Source organism: Streptomyces sp. NPDC044719 (genome assembly GCF_056433405.1).
On sequence record NZ_JBWKHE010000001.1, the window covers coordinates 1,211,432 to 1,233,946 of the forward strand.

General features: G+C 72.0%; 19 protein-coding genes. 13 read left to right on the forward strand and 6 right to left on the reverse strand.

The window, feature by feature from the left end; all coding sequences use genetic code 11:
* Window positions 1-29: 29 nt before the first annotated feature.
* Window positions 30-1,481 (reverse strand): cytosine permease, encoded by a 1,452-nt coding sequence (locus AC07DF_RS05640; RefSeq protein ID WP_478967188.1) that lies wholly within the window; start codon window positions 1,479-1,481, stop codon window positions 30-32.
* Window positions 1,482-1,610: 129 nt separating this feature from the next.
* Between AC07DF_RS05640 and ureA the strand changes: the two genes are divergently transcribed.
* The 6 genes from ureA to cimA all read left to right on the forward strand — a co-directional run bounded on the left by ureA (window position 1,611) and on the right by cimA (window position 9,004).
* Complete coding sequence (gene ureA, locus AC07DF_RS05645) at window positions 1,611-2,312, forward strand: urease subunit gamma (protein WP_478967190.1); 702 nt, start codon at window positions 1,611-1,613, stop codon at window positions 2,310-2,312.
* Window positions 2,312-4,033: an urease subunit alpha gene (locus AC07DF_RS05650; protein WP_478967192.1), complete on the forward strand. Its 1,722-nt coding sequence runs from the start codon at window positions 2,312-2,314 to the stop codon at window positions 4,031-4,033. The genes ureA and AC07DF_RS05650 overlap by 1 nt, the downstream gene beginning before the upstream one ends.
* A gap of 9 nt (window positions 4,034-4,042) precedes the next feature.
* Window positions 4,043-5,080, forward strand: coding sequence for an agmatine deiminase family protein (locus AC07DF_RS05655; RefSeq protein ID WP_478967194.1), 1,038 nt, complete (start codon window positions 4,043-4,045; stop codon window positions 5,078-5,080).
* Window positions 5,081-5,096: 16 nt separating this feature from the next.
* The gene (locus AC07DF_RS05660; protein WP_478967196.1) at window positions 5,097-5,702 is read left to right on the forward strand and encodes a TetR/AcrR family transcriptional regulator; all 606 of its coding nucleotides are present in this window, start codon (window positions 5,097-5,099) and stop codon (window positions 5,700-5,702) included.
* A 142-nt stretch (window positions 5,703-5,844) separates the two neighbouring features.
* The gene (locus tag AC07DF_RS05665; RefSeq protein WP_478967198.1) at window positions 5,845-7,086 is read left to right on the forward strand and encodes a TolB family protein; all 1,242 of its coding nucleotides are present in this window, start codon (window positions 5,845-5,847) and stop codon (window positions 7,084-7,086) included.
* 313 nt (window positions 7,087-7,399) lie between these two features.
* Window positions 7,400-9,004 (forward strand): citramalate synthase, encoded by a 1,605-nt coding sequence (cimA, locus tag AC07DF_RS05670; protein WP_478967200.1) that lies wholly within the window; start codon window positions 7,400-7,402, stop codon window positions 9,002-9,004.
* Between the two features lie 94 nt (window positions 9,005-9,098).
* Here the strand turns inward: cimA and AC07DF_RS05675 are convergent, their stop codons facing one another.
* On the reverse strand, window positions 9,099-9,761 hold the full coding sequence (locus tag AC07DF_RS05675; protein ID WP_478967202.1) for an SLATT domain-containing protein: 663 nt from the start codon (window positions 9,759-9,761) through the stop codon (window positions 9,099-9,101).
* Between the two features lie 182 nt (window positions 9,762-9,943).
* Between AC07DF_RS05675 and AC07DF_RS05680 the strand changes: the two genes are divergently transcribed.
* Entirely contained in the window at window positions 9,944-11,293 is a 1,350-nt protein-coding gene (locus AC07DF_RS05680; RefSeq protein ID WP_478967204.1) for a hypothetical protein, read from the forward strand.
* 39 nt (window positions 11,294-11,332) lie between these two features.
* Here AC07DF_RS05680 and AC07DF_RS05685 read toward each other — a convergent pair whose 3' ends face one another.
* Window positions 11,333-12,508, reverse strand: coding sequence for a Cmx/CmrA family chloramphenicol efflux MFS transporter (locus AC07DF_RS05685; RefSeq protein ID WP_478967206.1), 1,176 nt, complete (start codon window positions 12,506-12,508; stop codon window positions 11,333-11,335).
* 161 nt (window positions 12,509-12,669) lie between these two features.
* Window positions 12,670-13,608 (reverse strand): DMT family transporter, encoded by a 939-nt coding sequence (locus AC07DF_RS05690; RefSeq protein WP_478967208.1) that lies wholly within the window; start codon window positions 13,606-13,608, stop codon window positions 12,670-12,672.
* 71 nt (window positions 13,609-13,679) lie between these two features.
* Here AC07DF_RS05690 and AC07DF_RS05695 point away from each other — a divergent pair, with 71 nt between their 5' ends.
* Window positions 13,680-14,267, forward strand: a complete 588-nt coding sequence (locus AC07DF_RS05695) for a TetR/AcrR family transcriptional regulator (protein ID WP_478967210.1) — start codon at window positions 13,680-13,682, stop codon at window positions 14,265-14,267.
* Window positions 14,268-14,306: 39 nt separating this feature from the next.
* Window positions 14,307-14,888 (forward strand): YdeI/OmpD-associated family protein, encoded by a 582-nt coding sequence (locus AC07DF_RS05700; protein WP_478967212.1) that lies wholly within the window; start codon window positions 14,307-14,309, stop codon window positions 14,886-14,888.
* A gap of 83 nt (window positions 14,889-14,971) precedes the next feature.
* On the opposite strand, the gene AC07DF_RS05705 is transcribed toward AC07DF_RS05700, so the two are convergent.
* Window positions 14,972-15,757, reverse strand: a complete 786-nt coding sequence (locus tag AC07DF_RS05705; RefSeq protein WP_478967214.1) for a S1 family peptidase — start codon at window positions 15,755-15,757, stop codon at window positions 14,972-14,974.
* A gap of 217 nt (window positions 15,758-15,974) precedes the next feature.
* Window positions 15,975-16,580 carry a YceI family protein gene (locus AC07DF_RS05710; protein ID WP_478967216.1) on the reverse strand — a complete coding sequence of 202 codons (606 nt, stop codon included), beginning with the start codon at window positions 16,578-16,580 and terminating at the stop codon, window positions 15,975-15,977.
* A 383-nt stretch (window positions 16,581-16,963) separates the two neighbouring features.
* Between AC07DF_RS05710 and AC07DF_RS05715 the strand changes: the two genes are divergently transcribed.
* From AC07DF_RS05715 to AC07DF_RS05730, 4 genes are all read left to right on the forward strand, one after another.
* A complete protein-coding gene (locus tag AC07DF_RS05715) occupies window positions 16,964-17,803 on the forward strand; it encodes an SDR family NAD(P)-dependent oxidoreductase (RefSeq protein WP_478967218.1) in 840 nt (279 codons plus the stop codon).
* A gap of 205 nt (window positions 17,804-18,008) precedes the next feature.
* Window positions 18,009-20,411 carry a polysaccharide lyase 8 family protein gene (locus AC07DF_RS05720; protein WP_478967220.1) on the forward strand — a complete coding sequence of 801 codons (2,403 nt, stop codon included), beginning with the start codon at window positions 18,009-18,011 and terminating at the stop codon, window positions 20,409-20,411.
* Window positions 20,412-20,565: 154 nt separating this feature from the next.
* Window positions 20,566-22,149 (forward strand): acyl-CoA carboxylase subunit beta, encoded by a 1,584-nt coding sequence (locus AC07DF_RS05725; protein ID WP_382496998.1) that lies wholly within the window; start codon window positions 20,566-20,568, stop codon window positions 22,147-22,149.
* 35 nt (window positions 22,150-22,184) lie between these two features.
* Entirely contained in the window at window positions 22,185-22,379 is a 195-nt protein-coding gene (locus AC07DF_RS05730) for an acyl-CoA carboxylase subunit epsilon (protein WP_184988591.1), read from the forward strand.
* The last annotated feature ends 136 nt before the right edge of the window (window positions 22,380-22,515 follow it).

The window sequence follows — 22,515 nt, forward strand, 5'->3', positions numbered from 1 at the left end:
CCCGGGGGCTCCGCCCCCGGACCCCCGGCCTATGCCCACCCACCACTCGAAGCGGTTGGGCTGGAAGCACGACTCGCCTCATCGGCCCCGGGCTCCGGACGCACGGACCCCGGGGCCGTCAGCGCGTACGCCACCCCGCCCACCAGCCCCGACAGCAGGAAGCTGCAGTCCACCCCGCCGGTCAGTGACAGCAGCGGGCCCTGGTACGACGGCAGGGACACCGCCAGGACGCCGACGGTCGCTCCGGCGGCCCAGGAGAGTGTCGCCGGGACGTTCCAGCCGGCGCGGTACCAGTAGACGCCGCCCCGGGCGCGGCGGTTGAACACCTGGAGGGCGTCCGCGTCGTACACCCCGCCGCAGCGGGCGAAGCCGATGAGGGTGATGACCGCCCAGGGCGTGCCGATCGCCGTCAGCAGCAGCACGAAGGCCGTCATCGCGTTCTGCGCGGTCGAGTAGTAGTGCCCGGCGAAGACGCAGGCCGTGGCCACCACGGCGACCGTGTACGTGGCCGTGGCGCGGGAGGCGCGCGGCAGGATCGCGTCCAGGTCGAGGCCCATCGAGTACAGCATCAGACCCGCGTTGCCGACCGAGCCGGCGGAGGCCGCGAGGAGGAGCGGGACCAGGTACCAGGCCGGGGCGGCGGAGACCAGCGGGCCCGCGTAGTCGAGGGCCGCTCCGGCCGCGTACGCCGTGAAGGTGCCGAACAGCTGCGGCACCAGCAGCCCCAGCATCAGCCCCAGCCAGGTCGCATGCAGCACCCGGCGTGAGGAGTGGCGGGCCGGGGAGATGTAGCGGGTGTAGTCGCCGAGCAGCGTGATGAACGCGATCGGCCCGGACAGTCCCGCCGCCACGGCCGCGAGCAGCCAGGTCGGCCAGAACCCGCCCAGCAGATAGCCGCCGGCCTCCGGGAGCGCGGCGGTGGTGAAGCCGGGGGCATAGGCGATCACGCCCAGCGCCAGCAGGGCCGTCATGCCGAACGCCAGCACCCGTGACATCGCCAGCAGCACCCGGTAGCCGTAGACGGCGCCCGCGACGGTGGCCGCGGCGAGCAGGCCGTAGACGACCGCGTACGACGTCCCGCCCTGCGGCAGTCCGGCCAGCCGGCCGAGCACGCCCACCATCACGTCCCCGCCGATCCACACGGTCAGCGCGGTGTAGCCGAGGGCCAGCAGCAGCCCGACCACCGAGCCGACCAGCCGCCCGCGCACCCCGAACTGGGCCCCGGACGAGGTCGACAGGTTGGTGCCCGTGCGCAGCGAGACCAGCGCCAGCGGAGCCGTGAACACCACCCCCGCCACCGTGCCCGCGAGCACCGCGCTGACCGACCCCCACCAGTCCAGGCCGAAGGACGGCGGCAGCCAGCCGAAGACGATCACGCCCAGGCAGAGGTTGGAGCCGAGCAGGATCGAGACGAGGTCGCGCGGCCCGCTGGTGCGCTCCTCCTCGGGGACGGTGTCGACTCCGCGCTGTTCGATCGGCATAGGTGGCTCCCTCAGTTTGAGTGACGTTCAATCTGAAGCTCGCGAGGTTTGCTGTCAACCTTTCGATCCACTGGTCTTCATGTTTAGAGTGATGCTCTAAATTAGAGTCTGGCAAGGAGGTGCCGAGGCGTGAGGCTGACCCCTACGGAACGTGACCGGCTGCTGCTCTTCTCGGCGGCCGAGCTGGCCCGGGCCCGCAAGGCGCGCGGTCTGCGGCTCAACGTGCCGGAGGCCACCGCGCTCATCGCCGACACGGTGTGCGAGGCCGCCCGGGACGGCAAGCGGCTCGCGGAGGCCGTCGAGGCCGCACGGTCCGTCCTCGGGCCCGGCGACGTGCTGCCCGGTGTCGCCGACGTCGTCACCGAGGTGCACGTCGAGGCGGTCTTCGACGACGGCTCACGGCTCGCGGTCGTCTCCGGCCCCATCGGCGGCGGATCGGGCCCGGCCGCCCCGGGCGCGCTGCTGCCGGGACCCGAGCACGCCGAGCCCGAACCCGCCGAGCGGCTGACGGTCACCAACACCGCGACCGTGCCCGTCTCCGTCACCTCCCACTTCCACTTCTTCGAGGCGAACCCGCGGCTCGACTTCGCACGGGAGCGGGCCTACGGGATGCGGCTCGCCGTGCCCGCCGGGTCGACCGTGCGGTTCGGGCCGGGGGAGAGCGTCGAGGTCGGGCTGGTGCCCATGGGGGGCGACCGGATCGCGATCGGGTTCGCCGGTCTGGTCGACGGGGCGCTGGACGCGCCCGGCGCCCGCGAGGAGGCACTGCGCCGCGCCGCCGCCTGCGGCTACCTCGGCGTATCGGACCCATCTGATCAGGAGGCCGAGTGATGAGCCGCCCAGGAGGACACCCCGCCGAGGCCCGCCGCCTCACCCCGTACGAGTACGCCGCCACCCACGGCCCGCGCGCCGGCGACCGGATCCGGCTGGGCGACTCCGGACTCACCGTCGAGGTCGAGTCCGACTCCCAGCGCCACGGCGACGAGTTCCTCGCCGGGTTCGGCAAGACCGCCCGGGACGGGATGCACCTCAAGGCCGCCGCCGTCCGGGAGACCTGCGACGTCGTGATCAGCAACGTCGTGGTGATCGACGCCGTGCAGGGCATCCGCAAGGTGTCCATCGGCATCCGCGAGGGCCGGATCCGCTCGATCGGCCGGGCCGGGAACCCCGACACCCTCGACGGGGTCGACGTCGTCGTCGGCACCGGCACGTCGATCGTCTCCGGCGAGGGCCTCATCGCCACGGCCGGGTCCGTCGACACCCACGTCCACCTGCTGTCGCCGCGCGTCATGGAGGCCTCGCTCGCCTCCGGCGTGACCACGATCATCGGGCAGGAGTTCGGGCCCGTGTGGGGCGTCGGCGTCAACTCGCCCTGGGCGCTGCGGCACGCGTTCAGCGCGTTCGACGCCTGGCCGGTCAACATCGGCTTCCTGGGCCGGGGTTCGTCGTCCGGCCCGGCGCCTTTGGTGGAGGCCCTCGCCGAGGGCGGCGCCTCCGGCTTCAAGGTGCACGAGGACATGGGCGCCCACACCCGCGCCCTGGACACCGCCCTGCGCGTCGCCGAGGAACACGACGTCCAGGTCGCCCTGCACAGCGACGGACTGAACGAGTGCCTGTCCGTCGAGGACACCCTCAAGGTGCTGGAGGGCCGGACCATCCACGCCTTCCACATCGAGGGCTGCGGCGGCGGGCACGTCCCCAACGTCCTGAAGATGGCGGGCGTGGCGAACGTCATCGGCTCCTCCACCAACCCGACCCTGCCCTTCGGCCGGGACGCCGTCGCCGAGCACTACGGGATGATCGTCTCCGTCCACGACCTCAAGACCGACCTGCCCGGCGACGCCGCCATGGCCCGTGACCGCATCCGCGCCGGAACCATGGGCGCCGAGGACGTCCTGCACGACCTCGGTGCCATCGGCATCACCTCGTCGGACGCGCAGGGCATGGGACGCGCGGGCGAGACGGTCCGCCGCACCTTCGCCATGGCCGGGAAGATGAAGTCCGAGTTCGGTACCTACGACGGCCACGACGACGGCCACGACAACGAGCGCGTCCTGCGCTACATGGCCAAGCTGACCATCAACCCCGCCATCGCCCACGGCCTCGCGCACGAGGTGGGGTCGCTGGAGGCCGGCAAGCTCGCCGACATCGTGCTGTGGCGTCCGGAGTACTTCGGCGCCAAGCCGCAGCTGGTGCTGAAGTCCGGCTTCCCGGCCTACGGCGTGACCGGCGACCCGAACGCGGCGACCGACACCTGCGAACCACTGGTGCTGGGGCCGCAGTTCGGGGCGTACGGCGCCACGCCCGCCGACATCTCCGTCGCCTTCGTGGCGCAGGCCGCCGTCGACCAGGGACGCGACACGATGCCGACCCGTCGCCGCAGGGTCGCGGTGCGCGGCACGCGCGGCATCGGGCCGGCCGACCTGCGCCTGAACTCCCGCACCGGAGCGGTCGACGTCGACCAGCGCACCGGTCTGGTCACCCTGGACGGCGAGCCGCTGCGTTCGGATCCCGCCGAGTCCGTCTCCCTCAACCGTCTCTACTTCCTCTGAGGACCCACGATGACCGCTGCCGCCGACGGCTTCCGCATGCCCGCCGAGTGGACCCCGCACGAGCGCACCTGGATGGCCTGGCCGGGCGAGAACCCGACCTTCGACGCCCCCGACGACCTCGCGGCCGCGCGGATCGCCTGGGCGTCCGTCGCCCGTGCGGTGCGCCGCTTCGAGCCGGTTACCGTGGTGTGCGGCCCCGGGCAGTCGGCCGAGGCCCGCACCCTGCTCGGCGACGGCATCGAGACGGTCGAGCGGGACCACGACGACGCCTGGATGCGTGACATCGGCCCGACCTTCCTGACCGACGGGAAGGGCCAACTGGCCGCCGTCGACTGGACGTTCAACGGCTGGGGCGCCCAGGAGTGGGCCCGCTGGGAGCACGACGCGAAGATCGCCGCGCACGTCGCGGACCTCGCCGGGGCACGGACGTACGCCTCGCGACTCGTCAACGAGGGCGGGGCGATCCATGTGGACGGCGAGGGCACCGTCCTGCTGACGGAAACGGTCCAGCTCGGACCGGAACGCAACCCGCACTGGACGCGGGAACAGGTCGAGCAGGAGATCCACGCCCAGCTCGGCACCCGCAAGGCGATCTGGCTGCCGCGCGGACTGACCGGCGACTATCCTCCGCACGGTTTCGGCACCCTCGGCCACGTCGACATCGTCGCGGCCTTCGCCCGGCCCGGCGTGGTCGTCGCGCACTCCCAGCCGGACCCCGCGCACCCCGACCACGAGGTGACCAAGGAGGTCATCGGCCTGCTGAAGTCCCGGACGGACGCACGCGGCCGCCGCCTGGAGGTCGTGGAGGTCCCCGCCCCGACCGTCCTGGAGGCCGACGGCCACTGGGCCGACTACTCCTACATCAACCACTACCTCTGCAACGGCGGCGTGGTCCTGTGCGGCTTCGACGACCCCCGTGACGAACTCGCGGCCGGCATCTTCCGCCGGCTCTTCCCCGAGCGGACCGTGACACTGGTGGACGCCCGTACGATCTTCGCTGGTGGTGGAGGCATCCACTGCATCACACAGCAACAGCCGAGGATCTAGAACCCGGGAGCCGCAGATGGCCGGTGGGCGCAGGCAGGCGCCGCCCCGTGAGGACGTGCTCGCCGCCGCCATGGAGATGATCGCCGAGCGCGGTCTGGAGAAGCTCACCATGGCGGCGCTCGGCCGCGAGGTCGGGATGAGCAGCGGGCACCTGCTCTACTACTTCGGCTCCAAGGACGAACTGCTGCTGCGCACCCTGGAGTGGAGCGAAGGCCGGCTGGGCGCCGAGCGCGGGCGGCTGCTGACGCGTTCCGCCACCGCCCGCGAACGCCTCGACGCCTACGTCGACCTGTACGTACCCGACGGCCACCGCGACCCGCACTGGACGCTGTGGCTCGAGGTCTGGAACCGCTCGCAGACCGCTGCCGTCGACGCGGACGCCCGGGACCGGCAGGCCGCCATCGAGGGCGTCTGGCACCGCGACCTGGTCGCCCTGCTCGCCGAGGGCATCTCGCGGGGCGAGTTCCGCCGTGTGGACCCCGACCGCTTCGCCGCCCGCTTGCGGTCGCTGCTGGACGGCTTCGCCATCCACGTGGCCATCGGCCTGCGCGGCACCGACCGGGCGCAAGTCCTCCAGCACGTACGGGAGTTCCTCGAGGACAGCCTCCTCGCGGACACCTGAACCCCCGGCCGCGTTGTACTCAATTCGGCGGATTGACCCCCTGGTTCGTGATGATGTTGGCTCTGGAGAAGCCCTCGGCGCGGGGCCGGGGGAGAAGCGTCCACGGGGACACGGGGATGCGGGACCACAGGGGGAACAGCACATGACCAGCACCAGGAGGGCCACGTCCGTCGCGCTCGGAGTGGCCCTGGCCGTCACGCTCGGCACGGCCGCCGCGCTGCCCGCGACCGCCGCGCCGGCGCCGGTGCCGCGGACCGAGAAGGCGAGCGTCGCCCCGGACGGCACCGACGGCGACGCCGCCTCCGGCGGGCCGAGCCTGAGCGCCGACGGACGCCGGCTGGCCTTCGTCTCCCGTGCCGGCAACCTCGTCGCCGGTGACACCGACGGCCTCGCCGACGCCTTCGTGCGCGACCTCGAGACCGGCACGGTCCGGCCGGCCAGCGACGGCGTGGACGGCTCCGTCGACGACGTCGCCCTGAGCGGCAACGGCCGGTACCTGGCCTTCGCCGCCACGAGCGACGGCCGCAGCCACATCTGGGTGAGGGACCTGAAGACCGGCACCCTCCAGCGCGTCGCGGACACCGTCGACACGGGCTACGACACCGGCAGGCAGCCCGCCATCAGCGCCGACGGCCGCTACGTCGCCTTTGTCGCCCAGCGATCGGAGTTCACGCAGGGCGACGATGTCTGGGGACGCGTCTACCGCGTCGACCGCACCAGCGGCGAGGCCGTCCGCATCAGCCAGGTGCCCGCCGCGACCGACCGGAAGACCGCAGCCACCAACCCGTCCATCAGCGCCGACGGCAGTCGCGTCGGCTACCAGTTCTTCGTCCCGCACCCCTCCTCGGGCGACTGGAGCGACGCCTGGGTCCGTGATGTGCCGAGCGGGAAGCTGTTCCACGCCGACCTGGCGCCGGACGGCCTGAAGTCCGACGGGCAGACCGAGTTCCCGCAGATCAGCGCCGACGGCCGATACGCGGTCTTCAACTCGCTCGACTCCCGGCTGACCCCGGGCGACACCAACCAGGGGCACAACGTCTTCGTCCGTGACCTCAAGACGGGGGACCTGCGCCGGATCGACGCCGCCGACCCGGCCGCCTTCACCGCCTACCCGCGGCTCAGCGCCGACAGCCGGTACCTCACCTTCGTCTCGGCCGACCCGGGCGACCCGGACCGTACGACGCGCGCCTACGTCCGCGACCTGCGCACCGGACGCACGATCCTGGCCAGCCCGGACGCCGAGGGCGGACCGAACGACCAGAGCGTGTCCGCCCCGGTGATCGACCGGCACGGCCGCACGGCCGCCTTCGGCAGCTCCTCGCCCGACCTCGTGCCCGGCGACACGTACGACACCTCGCACGTCTACGTGCGCCACATCAGGTGACCGACCGCAGACCGACCGCATCCTGAGACAGCCGTGAGCGAGGCACGGGGGCTGTGCCAGACTGCCCCCGTGCTCTCGTCCGCCATGATTATTGGCAGCAGGCGCGCCGGTCCGCAGTGACCGCCACGTACGACCAGGTACGGGCGGACACCGTCGTCCTCGACCCGCGCGCAGACCTCTCGCACCCGCGAGAGGTTTTTCGCTTTTCTGGCCCACCCGCAGCCAGGAGCGAGAGCGCGAGGGAGTATGTGGGGGCGGTGGAGCCGGTCATTCCGGTACGACCGAGATCCAAATCCTCAGGAGCCTTGAGACCATGACCGCAACCAGCGAGCTCGACGATTCCTTCCACGTCTTCGACACCACCCTGCGCGACGGCGCCCAGCGGGAGGGCATCAACCTCACCGTCGCCGACAAGCTGGCCATCGCACGGCACCTGGACGAGTTCGGCGTGGGCTTCATCGAGGGCGGCTGGCCGGGTGCCAACCCCCGGGACACCGAGTTCTTCGCCCGCGCCCGGCAGGAGATCGACTTCCGGCACGCCCAGTTGGTCGCGTTCGGCGCGACCCGGCGCGCGGGAGCGAAGGCGGCGGAGGATCCGCAGGTGAAGGCACTGCTGGAGTCGGGCGCCGAGGTGATCACACTGGTCGCGAAGTCCCACGACCGCCATGTCGAGCTCGCCCTGCGCACCACGCTGGACGAGAACCTGGAGATGATCCGCGACACGGTGTCGTTCCTGAAGGAGCAGGGCCGCCGGGTCTTCGTCGACTGCGAGCACTTCTTCGACGGCTACCGGGCGAACCCGGAGTACGCGAAGGCCGTGGTCCGTACGGCCTCCGAGGCCGGCGCGGACGTGGTGATCCTCTGCGACACCAACGGCGGCATGCTCCCGGCGCAGATCCAGGCGGTCGTCTCCACGGTCCTGGCCGACACGGGCGCCCGGCTCGGCATCCACGCCCAGGACGACACGGGCTGCGCGGTGGCGAACACGCTGGCCGCCGTCGACGCGGGTGCGACGCATGTGCAGTGCACGGCCAACGGCTACGGCGAGCGCGTCGGCAACGCGAACCTCTTCCCGGTCGTCGCGGCGCTGGAACTGAAGTACGGCAAGAAGGTCCTGCCCGAGGGCCACCTGCGCGAGATGACGCGCATCTCGCACGCGATCGCCGAGGTCGTCAACCTCACCCCCTCCACGCACCAGCCCTACGTCGGCCTCTCCGCCTTCGCCCACAAGGCCGGGCTGCACGCCTCGGCCATCAAGGTCGACCCGGACCTGTACCAGCACATCGACCCCGAGCTGGTCGGCAACACCATGCGGATGCTGGTCTCCGACATGGCGGGCCGCGCGTCCATCGAGCTCAAGGGCAAGGAACTCGGCATCGACCTCGGTGGCGACCGGGAGCTGGTCGGCCGGGTCGTCGAGCGGGTGAAGGAACGCGAACTCCAGGGCTACACGTACGAGGCGGCCGACGCGAGCTTCGAACTCCTGCTGCGCACCGAGGTGCAGGGCAGGCCGCTGCGCTACTTCGAGGTCGAGTCCTGGCGTGCCATCGTCGAGGACCGGCCCGACGGGTCCCACGCCAACGAGGCCACGGTCAAGCTGTGGGCCAAGGGCGAGCGCATCGTCGCCACGGCCGAGGGCAACGGCCCGGTCAACGCCCTCGACCGGGCCCTGCGGGTGGGCCTGGAGAAGATCTACCCCCAGCTCGCCAAGCTGGAGCTGGTGGACTACAAGGTCCGCATCCTCGAAGGCAAGCACGGCACCCAGTCCACGACCCGCGTCCTGATCTCCACGTCCGACGGCGCGGGCGAGTGGTCCACGGTGGGCGTCGCCGAGAACGTCATCGCGGCGAGCTGGCAGTCCCTGGAGGACGCGTACACGTACGGCTTGCTGCGGGCGGGGGTTGCTCCGGCGGAGTAGTCACCCCCGCTGCGAGCATGCGTGCCGCTGGGGGCGCACCCCGCCACGCCGGGCTGCGCCCCCGCCCCCAGCGGCAACGCCGAGCACCTGGAAGTCACATGGCCGAGTCGCGGGCGCGCGGCACCTGGGCGGCATCGCCCACCCGCTCGCGCCCCGCCGCCCGGTCCAGCCGGAACACCCCCGCCCCGTTGGTCCGCTGGCCGGGCGTGTGCACGGTGGCGCGGGTCAGTTCCTCCACCCCATCGGCCAGGTAGCCGACCCAGGCCGACCCCTCGTCCTCGATGATCCGCTGCGCGTCCGTCCGCAAGCGCTCGATCACCCCGAGCAGCGCGGCCTGCTCCTTGTCGCTGGGCGAGTCGGTGGCCCGCAGATACGCCTGCGCCCACTCGGCCTGCGCCCTCTTGAGGATCTGCTGCAGGGCCTGTTGCGTACGGATGTAGCGCGTCCAGGACGCCGAGAAGCCGAAGATCCGGTCGAACAGCACACAGCCCGCTCCGCCGGCCAGGAAGACGAAGCCCCACTCGGGCTGCACGGTCGTCGGGGCGGCCGCGTGCACCAGCGGCGTGAGCGTGCCGACGATGCCCAGCAGCGCGGCCAGCGCCCGCAGCGACCGCGACCACAGTGACGGCCCCCGGCGCCGCGCCAGGTACCAGCCGATCGCCGTCGTCACCTCCGTCTCGGCATGCCGGAACAGCTCCCACAACAGGTCCGCCCGCGCACGCGAACGGTCCAGCTCGGCGAGTGCGGACACTGTCATGTCCGCGGCCCTGCGTCTTCCGAACATGCCCCTGATCCGCCCTTTCCGCTGCGACCGGTGGACCGGCCGGGCCCGGCACGGCCCACGGCAGTGAGCCAGAGGCATCGTAGGCGCAGTGGCGTTCCTAAATCCCCGCTCCTACCGATATCCCTTTCTGTGCCGATTCAGGTAGTTTCGAACATATGAAGGCCGCGCTGGTGCGTACCCTCGTACGTCTGCTGATCGTGCCGGTCGCCGCCGTACTGGTGGCGCTGATGGCCGGTGCGCCGGGTGCGCACGCGGCCACCGACCTCTCAAAGGTCGCCGCGGAACTGCGCGAGAACCCCGTCTACGTCGATCCGGCCGCCTCCGGTCAGCTGGCCGCCTCGGACGCCGAGGCGCTGGCCGACAAGATCAAGGACGCGGACAAGCCCGTCTTCGTGGCAGTGCTCCCGGACGACGTCCCCACGCAGGACCTCTTCCGGAACCTCCGCACCGAGACCGGCGTGACCGGCCTGTACGGCATCCGCCTCGGAGATGAGTTCGACGCCCGCGCCGACAGCGCGGTGATGAGCCGCCAGGCGGTGTCCAACCTGGTCACGGCCGTGCAGGACACCGGCGACACCAAGGCCCAGCTGAACGACTTCGTCGACGACGCCCTGCGCAGCGTGGGCGGTTCGGCGCCGAGCAGCTGGAGCGACGGCTCGGGCACCGACGTACCGGTCGGCGGTCTGATCACGTTCGGCGCCCTGGTCGCGGCCGGCGGCGTGGGCACCTACGCCGTGGTCCGGCGCAACCGGCGCCGCCACGAGGAGGAGCAGCGGGCGGCCCTGGAGAAGCTGCGTGTGGTGGTCGACGAGGACATCACCGCCTTCGGCGAGGAGCTCGACCGCCTCGACTTCCATCCTGGGGAACCCGGCGCCGACGACGCGATGCGCGCCGACTACGAACGTGCCCTGGACTCCTACGAGCAGGCGAAGTCCCTGATGGCGGCAGCCACCAAACCGGAGGACGTCCGGCCCGTCACCCAGACGGTGGAGGACGGCCGCTTCTCCCTGGCCCGGCTCGCGGCCCGGCGCGAGGGCGGCCGGCTGCCGGAGCGCCGCCCGCCCTGCTTCTTCGACCCGCGCCACGGCCCCTCGGTCGCCGACGCGAGCTGGACGCCCTCGGGCGGCACCATGCGCGACGTCCCCGTCTGCGCGGCCGACCAGGCCCGGCTCGCCGAGGGCCGCGACCCGGTGATCCGCGAGGTCGACACCGACTACGGCCGCCGCCCGTACTGGGAGGCCGGCCCGGCGTACGGCCCCTGGGCCGGCGGCTACTTCGCCGGCGGCATCCTGCCCGGCCTCCTCGTCGGCACGATGCTCGGCAGCATGATGGCCGCCCCCGCCTACGCGGCCGACTACGGCTCCGGCTACGGCGACTTCGGAGGGTACGAGGGCGGTGACGTCTCCGGCGCCAACTTCGACTCCGGTGACTTCGGTGGCGGCTTCGGGGGAGGGGACGTCGGTGGCGGAGGCTTCGGCGGTGGGGACTTCGGGGGCGGGTTCTGACCCCGGCAGCGTCGTAGTGCCTCGCCCCGCCGCCTGAGCTCAACGCCGCAGGGGCTTCTGGTTCCCCGCGAGCCGCCCCCGCCGCCGCCCCATCGCCCCGGCCACGACGCCCGCGAGCGCGACCAGCCCCGCGCTCACCCACACCGGCGACCGGTACCCGAACCCGGCGCCGATCGCCGCGCCACCGATCCAAGGGCCCAGCGCGGCGCCGACGTTGAACGCGGCCGTGGCGAAACCGCCGGCCAGCGTGGGCGCGCCCGGCGCCGCGTACGGCACCTGGGCGATCAGCGTGGAGCCGACGCCGAACGACAGCGCCCCCTGGACGAAGACGAGCCCGAGGGCCAGGACCGGGTGCCCGGCCCCGAGAGCCAACAGGCACCAGCCCACACCGAGCGCGACACCCCCGCCGGCGAGGACCGGCACGGGACGCCGGTCGGCGAACCGCCCCGCGGCGGTCACCCCCACGAACGACCCGGCCCCGAACAGCGCGAGCACCCCGGGCACCCATGCGCTGCCCAGCCCCGTCACCTCGGTGACCAGCGGCGCGAGATAGGTGAAGGTGCAGAACGTCGCACCGTTCACGAGAGCGCCCAGCAGCAGGGTGACGATCAGCCGAGGGTCGCGCAGCGACCGCAGCTCACGGCGCAGCGCGGGCGGCGTGCCTTCCGCCGTCCCGCCCGGTACGGACCATGCCACGGCCACCAGGGCCGGCAGCGACACCAGCGCCACGGCCCAGAACGCCGTACGCCAGCCCCACAGCCCGCCCAGCGCGGCCCCGGCGGGCACCCCGGCCACACACGCCAGCGTCACCCCGCCCAGCAGCGTGGACGTGGCCCGGCCCTTCGCGTCCGCCGGGACCATGTCCACGGCGGCCACGAGGGCGACGGCGAGGAACCCGGCGCTGGCGAGCGCCCCCACGACCCGTGTGGCGAGCAGCACCTCGAAACTGCCGGTGAGAGCACCGACGACATGGACGGCGAGAAAGACGACGAGGAACGCCAGCAGCGCACCCCGCCGAGACCAGCGCCGCGCGAGACCCGCCACGAGCGGCGCCCCAACGACCATCCCCGCCGCGAAGGCGGAGGTCAGCGCGCCCGCCTGGGGAACGGACACCCCCAGATCCCGCGCGATGTCCGGCCCCAGCCCGGACAGCATGAACTCGGTCGTTCCCTGCGCGAACACGGCAAGGCCCAGCAGAAGAAGAGCGAACGGCATGAAGAAACTCCGCACCCGGAAGTCGACGACGAACACGACACGTCGGTCGGCGATCCGGCGGCGGAGCGAAGAAGGGGCCTCAGCGACCCGGCATCACAAGCAGCCACCGGAGAGCCGGTGGCCGCACTCTGGACGCCTCGGGGCTGGACACGACAGGCACGTTAGGCGGCTTCGGAGGACCGGGTCCACCGGTTTTTCTCCCGCTCTCCCCGGGCGGCGGTCAAGGCTCCGTTGCCCCGGCTCCCGCCGCGGTGGACGATGACGACGGCCGCGAGGCAGACGGCCAGCCCGAGCGCGGTCTGGACGCCGAACGGCTCACCGAACATCAGCGCGCCCCAGACGGCCGTGACCGGGGCCATGAGGAACATCAGGGTGTTGACCTCGGTGACGCCGGAGCGCTTCAGGATGAGCCAGTACAGCCCGTATCCGCCGAACGTGGACAGGCCCACGAGCCAGGCGACCGCCACCCAGAACGCGCCCGCGGCCGGCGGCGCGGCGGCTCCGGCGCCCAGCGCCAGCACGGTGAAGAGGACGGCGCTGGTGGCGCAGTGGACGGTCAGCGACACTGAGGGGGCCACCCGTGCGCGGGAGCGGCTCTCCAGGAACGTCGCCGCGACCAGGGACAGCATGCCGAGCAGCGGAACGGCGTACGCCCACCAGGCCACGCCGGTCCCGGCGGCGGCGTCGGCCAGGGTGACCACGGCGACCCCGCTCAGCCCGAGGCCCAGGCCGATCCACTGCCGGCCCGAGACGTGGCTCCCGAGCAGCGGTCCCGCGAGGGCTCCGGCGACGAGGGGCTGGATGCCGTCGATCAGGGCCGTGGTGCCGCTGGAGACGCCCAGCTGGATGGCGTAGTAGACGCTCAGCAGATAGCCGCTCTGCGACAGCACGCCGACCACGGCCTGCCGGGTCACGTCCCGGGCGGTGAGCCCCCGCCAGGCCGACCGCGTGAGGACGGCGACGGCCAGGAGGACGACGGCCAGCGGCAGGAACCGCCACATCAGGACCGTGAGCGCGGACGCGCTGCCCGCACCGAGCTTCGCTCCGATGAACCCGGAGCTCCAGCACAGGACGAAGGCGAGGGAGAGCAGGATGTTCACGGCATGACCACCACTAGACAGATCGGTTTACCCGTTCTCTCTCGACTATACAGATCGGTATACTCGACGTCATGGGTACCACCGCTTCCGAATCCCCCCGCCGGATCACGCTGACGCCCGCCGCCCGCCGCGCCCTCCAGGCCGCCGCGCGGCTGTTCTACGAGCGAGGCATCCATGCCGTGGGGGTCGACCTCATCGCGGCGGAGGCCGGGGTGACGAAGAAGACCCTCTACGACCGGTTCGGCTCCAAGGAGCAGATCGTCGTGGAGTACCTCGCAGACCGCGACGAGCGCTGGCGGGCCTTCCTCGGTGAGCGCCTGGACGCGGCCGGGCCCGACCCACGGGAGCGCGTCCTGGTGATCTTCGACGCCTCGCGCGCATGGGCGCGGGACAGCAGCCCCAAGGGGTGCAGCATGGTCAACGCTCATGCGGAGATCAGCGACCCGGGCCACCCGGCCCACCCGATCATCACCGGCCAGAAGCAGTGGATGCTCGCCCTGTTCAGCCGCCTCGCCGCGGACATCGCACCGGACGAACCGGCCGGGCTGGCCCGGGCGTTGATGCTGCTGCACGAGGGCGCGCTCGTCGCCCACGGCCTGAACATCTTCCCGGACGCCATCGCCGACGCCCGCGAACAGGCACGCGCGCTGCTCGCGTAGCGGACGGATCCTGTCCTAAATGGTCCCTACGGTGGTCACATGACCACCTCCTCCGACGGCACGGACCCGCTCACCTTCGCCACCGTGGCCGACCTGGACTCCTGGCTGACCGCTCACCCCGCCCCGTGTCCCGGCCTCTGGGTCAAGGTCGCCAAGAAGGGCTCGGGCATCCCCTCCGTCAGCGCCGCCGACGTCAACGACGTGGCGCTCTGCCACGGCTGGATCACCGGTCAGCGCAAGCGCCTCGACGAGTCGTACTACCTCCAGAGGATCACCCCGCGACGCCCCGGCAGCCTCTGGTCCATGGTCAACGTCCGGCGGGTGGAGGAACTGGCCGCCGCCGGCCGGATGCGCCCCGGTGGACGCGACGAGGTGGCCGCCGCGCAGGCGGACGGGCGATGGGACGCCGCCTACGCGTCCCAGCAGGAGGCCGAGATCCCGGAAGACCTCGCGTCAGCCCTGGCCCTGAGCCCCCGTGCCGCGGCGGCCTTCGGGAAACTCGGACGGACGGACCGCTACCTCACCATGCTCGGCGTCCTCCGCGCCCGGACATCGCGGACCAGGGCGGCACAGGTGGCCGCGGCGGTGGCGAAGCTGGAGACCGGCGGACGGAACCGGTGAGCGACGGAGGTCACCCCACCGCACGACCACGGGTCCGGTGCCCAACGGCACCGGACCCGCGAGGTTCTGTTGCCGAGGGCGCGTCAGAGAGTGGACGCCGCCGAGGCTATGGCGGAGGCGAACGCGGAGACCTCCGTGTAGACGCCGGGGGCCTCGGGCCGGGCGCAGCCCTCGCCCCAGCTGACGATGCCGACCTGGATCCAGGCGCCGGCGTTGTCCTTGCGGAACATCGGGCCGCCCGAGTCGCCCTGGCAGGTGTCGACGCCGCCCGCGTCGAAGCCGGCGCAGATCTCCTCGTTCGCGACGAGGCCGCTGTACAGACCGCCGTAGGCCTTGCACGCGGCGTCGCTGACGAAGGGCACGGTCGCCTTCAGGAGGTAGCGCTGCTGGGAGCCGCCCTCACGGTTCGCGCCCCAGCCGGCGACGGTGAAGTCACCGGTGTTGTACTGCGAGGTCGTGGCGATCTTCAGGGTCGGCAGATTGATCGGCTGGGCGAGCTTGATGAGTGCCCAGTCCTTGCCGGTGCCGTTGTAGCCGGGCGCGCGGAGCACCTTGGTGGAGCGGACCTGGACCCGGCCGCTGGTGGACTGCAGGTCGACTACCCCCGCGGTGGCGGTGATGCTCGTGTTGTTGCCGGAACTGCCCACGCAGTGCGCGGCCGTGAGCACGATCTGCTGGGTGTAGAGCGCGCCGCCGCAGCCCATGGACAGCCTGACCATGAACGGGAACTCGCCCTGCGCGGCCCGCGTTCCGCCGACGACGGGCGACGGCGCGGCCTGCGCCGCGGTGACGGGCTGAAGGCTGGCGATCGCGAGCGCGGCGGCGCCGACGACCGCGCATCTCTTGAGGGCCGTGAGGAGTCTCTTCAACGTGATGCCTTCCGTGGGGGGTTGACCTGGGGAGATGTGCAACCGAAGCATCCGTTTGACGAGCACATGTCAGCAGCAGGGCCAAAAAAACGTCCATGTGCTGGCATGGACCGGTCAAAATTCTGCTGCTGGATTATGAGAACGCCGCGAGTCCTCGCACAAGAGGCCCGATTCGGCCACGCCGCACGGAGTCGTCCCGTACGGCGTGGCCGGAGGCTCAGGCGTTCCTGATGGCCGAGATGTCGAAGTTCAGCTTGATCTTGTCGGAGACGAGGACACCGCCGGTCTCCAGGGCGGCGTTCCAGGTCAGGCCCCACTCGGAGCGCAGGATTTCCGCCTTGCCCTCGAAGCCGACGCGCTCGTTGCCGAAGGGGTCCTTCGCGGCGCCGTTGAACTCCAGGTCGATGGCGAGGGGGCGGGTCGTGCCGAGGATCGTCAGGTCGCCGGTGACGCGGTAGTCGTCGCCACCGAGGGACTCCGCCTTGGTGGAGCGGAACGTCATGGTCGGGAACTCGTCCGCCTTGAAGAAGTCCGCGCTCTTGAGGTGGCCGTCCCGGTCGGCGTTGCCCGTCTCGATGCTGTCCATCACGACATCGAGGGAGGCCGAGGACCGCGAGGGGTCGGTGCCGTCGAGGTGGAGGGTGCCGGTGAAGTCCTGGAAGCTGCCCTTGACGTTGGTGACCATCGCGTGACGGGCGACGAAGCCGATCGTCGAGTGCGCGGGGTCGATCGTGTAGTCGCCGGTCAGGGCGGCCAGTTCCGGCCGCACCACGCCGGACGTGGCGGTGGCGGTCTCGGTGTCCTTGCTGCTGAAGATGCTCATGGGTGCGCCTTCCTGCGAGTGATGTGGTGACGACTCTTGATGTTGAATCTTGAACTACATCAACGCGCACCACCGTAGACCTATTCCGGTTCAATATTCAACATCATTGGGCGGCATGTCGCGATACCGCCGCCTGGCGGCACCACGCGGCCCGCAGGAGTGGTCCTGCCACGGCCGTCGCGGACGGGCCCGGCCCATGGACCGCCTACGGAAACGGGCACGTCGGACCGGGTGAGGCAGGCCCCTGAGAGGGCTCCAGCGCTGGCGCGGTGCACCGGGATGGCGGTGTCCTGGAAGAGGAGGTTCCGTGTGAAGGGACCCGCAGGGCCCCGCATGGCGACAGACGAGACCACGGCGGACGTACAGCGCAGGGAGACCGACCGATGACACTCACCGGCTCCGGCTCGGCCTACGACCCACCGGGCCCCGCCCCACGCGGCCCCTCGGCCTCGTCGAGCGTGCGCGAACACGGACCGGCGCGGCGTCTGGACCGGCGCGTGGCCCTCGTCACCGGCGCCTCCTCGGGCATCGGGGCGGCGACGGCACGACGCTTCGCCACGGACGGTTGGCAACTGCTCCTCAACGGACGCGACCGGCGTTGCCTGGAGCGGACGGCGTCCGGCACCTCGGCCCTCGTGCTGCCCGCCGACCTCGCCGCCCCGGACGGCCCGCGACTGCTGGCCCAGTCCGCGCTGCACGCGACCGGCCGGATCGACGTCCTGGTCGCCGGGGCGGGCATCGGCTGGACGGGCCCGTTCGCCGCCATGCCGCACACCGACATCGACCGGGTGCTGGCCCTCGACCTCAACGCCACGCTCCATCTCGTGCGCGAAGTGCTGCCGTCCATGATCGCGGCCGGCCGGGGCCGGGTGGTGCTGCTCGGCTCGGTCGCGGGCCGCGCGGGCGTACGGGAGGAAGCGGTGCACTCCGCCGCCAAGGCGGGCCTCGCCGCCTTCGCCGAGGCACTGCGCCAGGAACTGCGCGGCACGGGCGTGGGCGTGACCCTCGTCGTGCCCGGCCGCGCCGGCTCCACCCGCCGGGGCGGCCCCCGCGACCGCACCACCCCACGTACCGTCTCGCCCGGCTGCGTCGCCCGCGAGATCTTCGAGTCCGTACGCCAGGACCGCGACGAGGCGCACGCCCCTGCCTGGCGAACCCTCCCGGCCCGCATCCGGGCCCTGTCTCCGGGGTTGCGCCGCCGCCTGCTGAATCGCTTCGGCTGACCGGTGCCGGTGCGTCACCCACTGCCCTCACCGGCGCACGCCGGGAGGCCGGCCCCGTACCGCCCCCTCCTCACCGCCCAACCCCCCCCACACCCCAACCCCCGAACCACCCGTCCGGCGCCCCGCGTCCTCCCGTTCCCCCATCCCGGTCACTCCGGCCGAATCCTCCGTTCAGGTGGCCGCCTCCCCGTGGTAGGGCATGGGCATGACCCCCCAGCGTCGCGTCTTCCCCCGCCGTACGGCCAAGGCCGCCGCCACCCTGTCGCGCCCCAGCCGCCGGGCCCTGCTGCTCGCGGCCGCGGCGCTGGCGGCGACCGGGGGCGCGGGGCCGGCCCCCCACGGCACGGATGCTCCCGAAGCCGAGGATGCGTACGAAACCCTCCGCCGGCGCTGGCTCGGTATCGCCCTCGGCGACGGCTACGACCCGGCCGCGGAGCCGTACGCCTCCCGGCTCGCCGAGACCGGTGAACTCGCGCGCCGCCTGCGCGCCGGCATGGCCCCGGCGGCCAACTCCCTCTGGCCCGGGCACCCCTTCGACCCGCCGGCCGGCATCACCCTCAGCTACGGCCGCCTGTGGACCATGACCCAGGCCTACGTCCAGCAGGGCACCGGCTCGACCGCGGACCCGGATCTCCTCGCCGACGTCCTGCGCGGCCTCGACCACCTCTCCGAGACCGTCTACAACCCCTCCACCACCCGCTACGGCAACTGGTGGGAATGGCAGATCGGCAGCCCCCGCCTGCTCACCGACATCACAGCCGCCCTGCACGAGGAGCTGGGCGACCCCCGCGTCCGGGCCGCCTGCGCAGCCGTCGACCACTTCATCCCCGAGTCGGCCCTCGGCGACTACACCGGCACCTCCACCGGCGCCAACCGCGTCGACCTGTGCCGCTCCGTCGCCCTGCGCGGCATCCTCGGCCGCGACCCGGCCAAGATCGCCCTCGCCCGTGACGCGCTCTCCCCGGTCTTCCCGTACGTCACCCGGGGCGACGGCCTCTACGCCGACGGCTCCTTCGTCCAGCACACCTGGGTCGCCTACTCGGGCACCTACGGCCAGGTCATGCTCGACGGCCTCGGCCGGCTCTTCGCCCTGCTCGCCGGATCCGACTGGGCGGTCACCGACCCCCAGCGGCAGATCATCCTCGACAGCGTCGAGCACGCCTACGCCCCGCTCATCCACGACGGACTGGTCATGGACAGTGTCAACGGCCGGGCCATCAGCCGTGGTTACCTCACCACCGACGACCGCAAGGTCATGCGGAGCGACCACTTCCACGGACAGCAGCTCATCGCGGCCATCGCCCTCCTCGCGGCCGCCGCGAGCCCCGCCCAACGCGACCGCTGGCACGCCCGCGTCAAGGGCTGGATCGAACGGGACACGGTGACCCCGATCCTGACGGCACCCCAGTTCGGCGTGGCCGACCTGGCCCGGCTGCACGCCATCGCCGCCTCGCCCGCCCCGCCCGCCCCCGAACCCACCGGACACCACCTCTTCGCCGCCATGGACCGTGCCGTCCACCGTCGCCCCGGCTTCACCGTGAACATCGCCATGGCCAGCGACCGGGTCGCCCACTACGAGTGCGGCAACGGCGAGAACCCGCGCGGCTGGCACACCGGCGCGGGGATGGTCAGCTGGTGGTCCGGTACGAGCGACCAGTACACGGACTGGTTCTGGCCGACGGTGGACTGGTACCGCCTGCCCGGCACCACCGTCTCCACCAAACGCCTGGCCGACCGCGAAGGCGGCGAGTGGGGCACCGCCCGCCCGGACGCGCGCTGGGTCGGCGGCACCACCGACGGCACGTACGCGGCGCTCGGCCAGCACCTCAAGGGCCTCGGCTCCACCCTCCAGGCCCGCAAGTCCTGGTTCTGCGTCGCGGACGCGGTGATCTGCCTGGGCGCCGGGATCACCTGCTCCGACGGCGTCCCGGTCGAGACGATCGTCGACAACCGCAACCTCGGCGAGTCCGGCACCCAGACCTTCGTCCAGGGCCGGAACAAGGACCGGAACAAGGACCGGAACTGGGCCCACCTGGAGGACCACGGCGGCTGGGTCCTGCTCGACGGCCAGCTCAAGGCGCTGCGCGAGGACCGCACCGGCGCCTGGTCCGACATCAACACCGGCAGCACCCCGGAACGGCGCACCCGCCGCTGGCAGACCCTCTGGCTCGACCACGGCACCGACCCCGAGGACGCCACATACGCCTACGTCCTCATGCCCGGGGCGTCCCGCCGCGCCGTCGCACGCCGCGCCGCCGACCGCCACTGGCTCTCGGTCCTCGCCAACGACGCGACCTGCCAGGCGGTCACCGTGCCCTCCCTCGGCTGCACGGCCGCGAACTTCTGGCGGGCCGGCACGGCGGGCCCGCTCACCGCTTCCGCCGGCGCGAGCGTGCTGACCGTCCGCCGGGGCCGTACCGCTACCCTCTGTGCGAGCGAGCCGCCCCGTACGGGCAAGCCGCTGGAGATCACCTGGGACCGCCCGGTCCGCCGGGTCGTCCGCGCGGACGAGAGCGTCGAGGTGCTCTCGACCGGCCCTCGACTGAGACTGCGCGTCACGCCCGGGGAGGTATGCGCGATGCACCGATGTGAGGTGACTCTCGATTGAGGTCTTTGTGTGACCCCTACAAGCCGTACACCCTCTGAGCAGTCGGATTGGCTGCACTCCGGCATGGTTCTGTTCAGGGGTACCAGGAAAACACGCCGGAGACTGTGAGGAGTCGACGGCCCGCTTTCCTGGGTTGGCTTCGTAAGGTCGCTACATGACCGTTTTGGATGAGGCGCCGGGTGAGCCGACCGACGCGCGCGGACGCGTGGCCGAACTGCACGAGATCCGTGCGCAGGCGGTGGCCGGACCGAGCGAGAAGGCGACCAAGGCGCAGCACGCCAAGGGAAAGCTGACCGCCCGGGAGCGCATCGAGCTGCTCCTCGACCCGGATTCCTTCCGCGAGGTCGAGCAGCTGCGCCGGCACCGGGCCACGGGCTTCGGCCTGGAGGCCAAGAAGCCGTACACCGACGGAGTGATCACCGGCTGGGGGACGGTGGAGGGCCGGACGGTCTTCGTCTACGCCCACGACTTCCGGGTCTTCGGCGGCGCGCTGGGCGAGGCCCACGCCACCAAGATCCACAAGATCATGGACATGGCCATCGCGGCAGGGGCTCCGCTGGTCTCGCTGAACGACGGCGCCGGCGCCCGTATCCAGGAGGGCGTCTCCGCCCTCGCCGGCTACGGCGGCATCTTCCAGCGCAACACCAAGGCGTCGGGTGTGATCCCGCAGATCTCGGTGATGCTCGGCCCGTGCGCGGGCGGCGCGGCGTACAGCCCCGCCCTGACGGACTTCGTGTTCATGGTCCGCGAGACCTCGCAGATGTTCATCACCGGCCCGGACGTCGTCAAGGCGGTCACCGGCGAGGAGATCACCCAGAACGGCCTGGGCGGCGCCGACGTCCACGCCGAGACCAGCGGCGTCTGCCACTTCGCCTACGACGACGAAGAGACCTGCATCGCCGAGGTCCGCTACCTCCTCTCCCTCCTCCCGCAGAACAACCGTGAGAACCCGCCCCGCGCGGAGGCCACGGACGCGGTGGACCGCCGCTCGGACGTCCTGCTGGACCTGGTCCCGGCGGACGGCAACCGGCCGTACGACATGGCCAAGGTCATCGAGGAGATCGTCGACGACGGCGACTACCTGGAGGTCCACGAGCGCTGGGCGCGGAACATCATCTGCGCGCTGGGCCGGATGGACGGCCAGGTCGTCGGCATCGTCGCCAACCAGCCCCAGGCGCTCGCCGGTGTCCTGGACATCGAGGCCTCCGAGAAGGCGGCCCGCTTCGTCCAGATGTGCGACGCCTTCAACATCCCGATCATCACTCTTCTGGACGTACCCGGGTTCCTGCCCGGCGTCGACCAGGAGCACGGTGGGATCATCCGCCACGGCGCGAAGCTGCTCTACGCGTACTGCAACGCGACCGTGCCCAGGATCTCGCTGATCCTGCGCAAGGCCTACGGAGGTGCGTACATCGTCATGGACAGCCAGTCCATCGGTGCGGACCTCACCTACGCCTGGCCGACGAACGAGATCGCCGTCATGGGCGCGGAGGGTGCGGCCAACGTCATCTTCCGCCGCCAGATCGCCGAGGCCGAGGACCCCGAGGCCATGCGCGCGCGCATGGTCAAGGAGTACAAGTCCGAGCTGATGCACCCGTACTACGCGGCGGAGCGCGGCCTGGTCGACGACGTCATCGACCCCGCCGAGACCCGCGAGGTTCTGATCAAGTCCCTCGCGATGCTCCAGACCAAGCACGCCGACCTGCCTTCCCGCAAGCACGGCAACCCTCCGCAGTAACCCAGCGGACATCTCTCTCACGGAGACTGACACCCATGGACACCCCTGACATCCGCGTCGAGAAGGGCCACGCCGAGCCCGAGGAAGTCGCCGCCATCACGGCGATCCTCCTGGCCCGCGCCGCCGCCCGCCCCACCGACCCGACCCCGGCGCACCGCGGCCGCGTCAAGGCCGGCTGGCGCCGCCTGGAACGCGAGCCGGGCTTCCGGGCCCCGCACAGCTGGCGCTGACCCCAGTACCCAAAGAGAGGCCCCTCCAGACGGAGGGGCCTCTCTTTGGGTGGCGCCCAGGGGCGCATGCCTCAGGGGCGCGGGGAACTGCGCGACCAGCCCCCACAACCCGCACCCGGCAACGCAACAGCCCCCG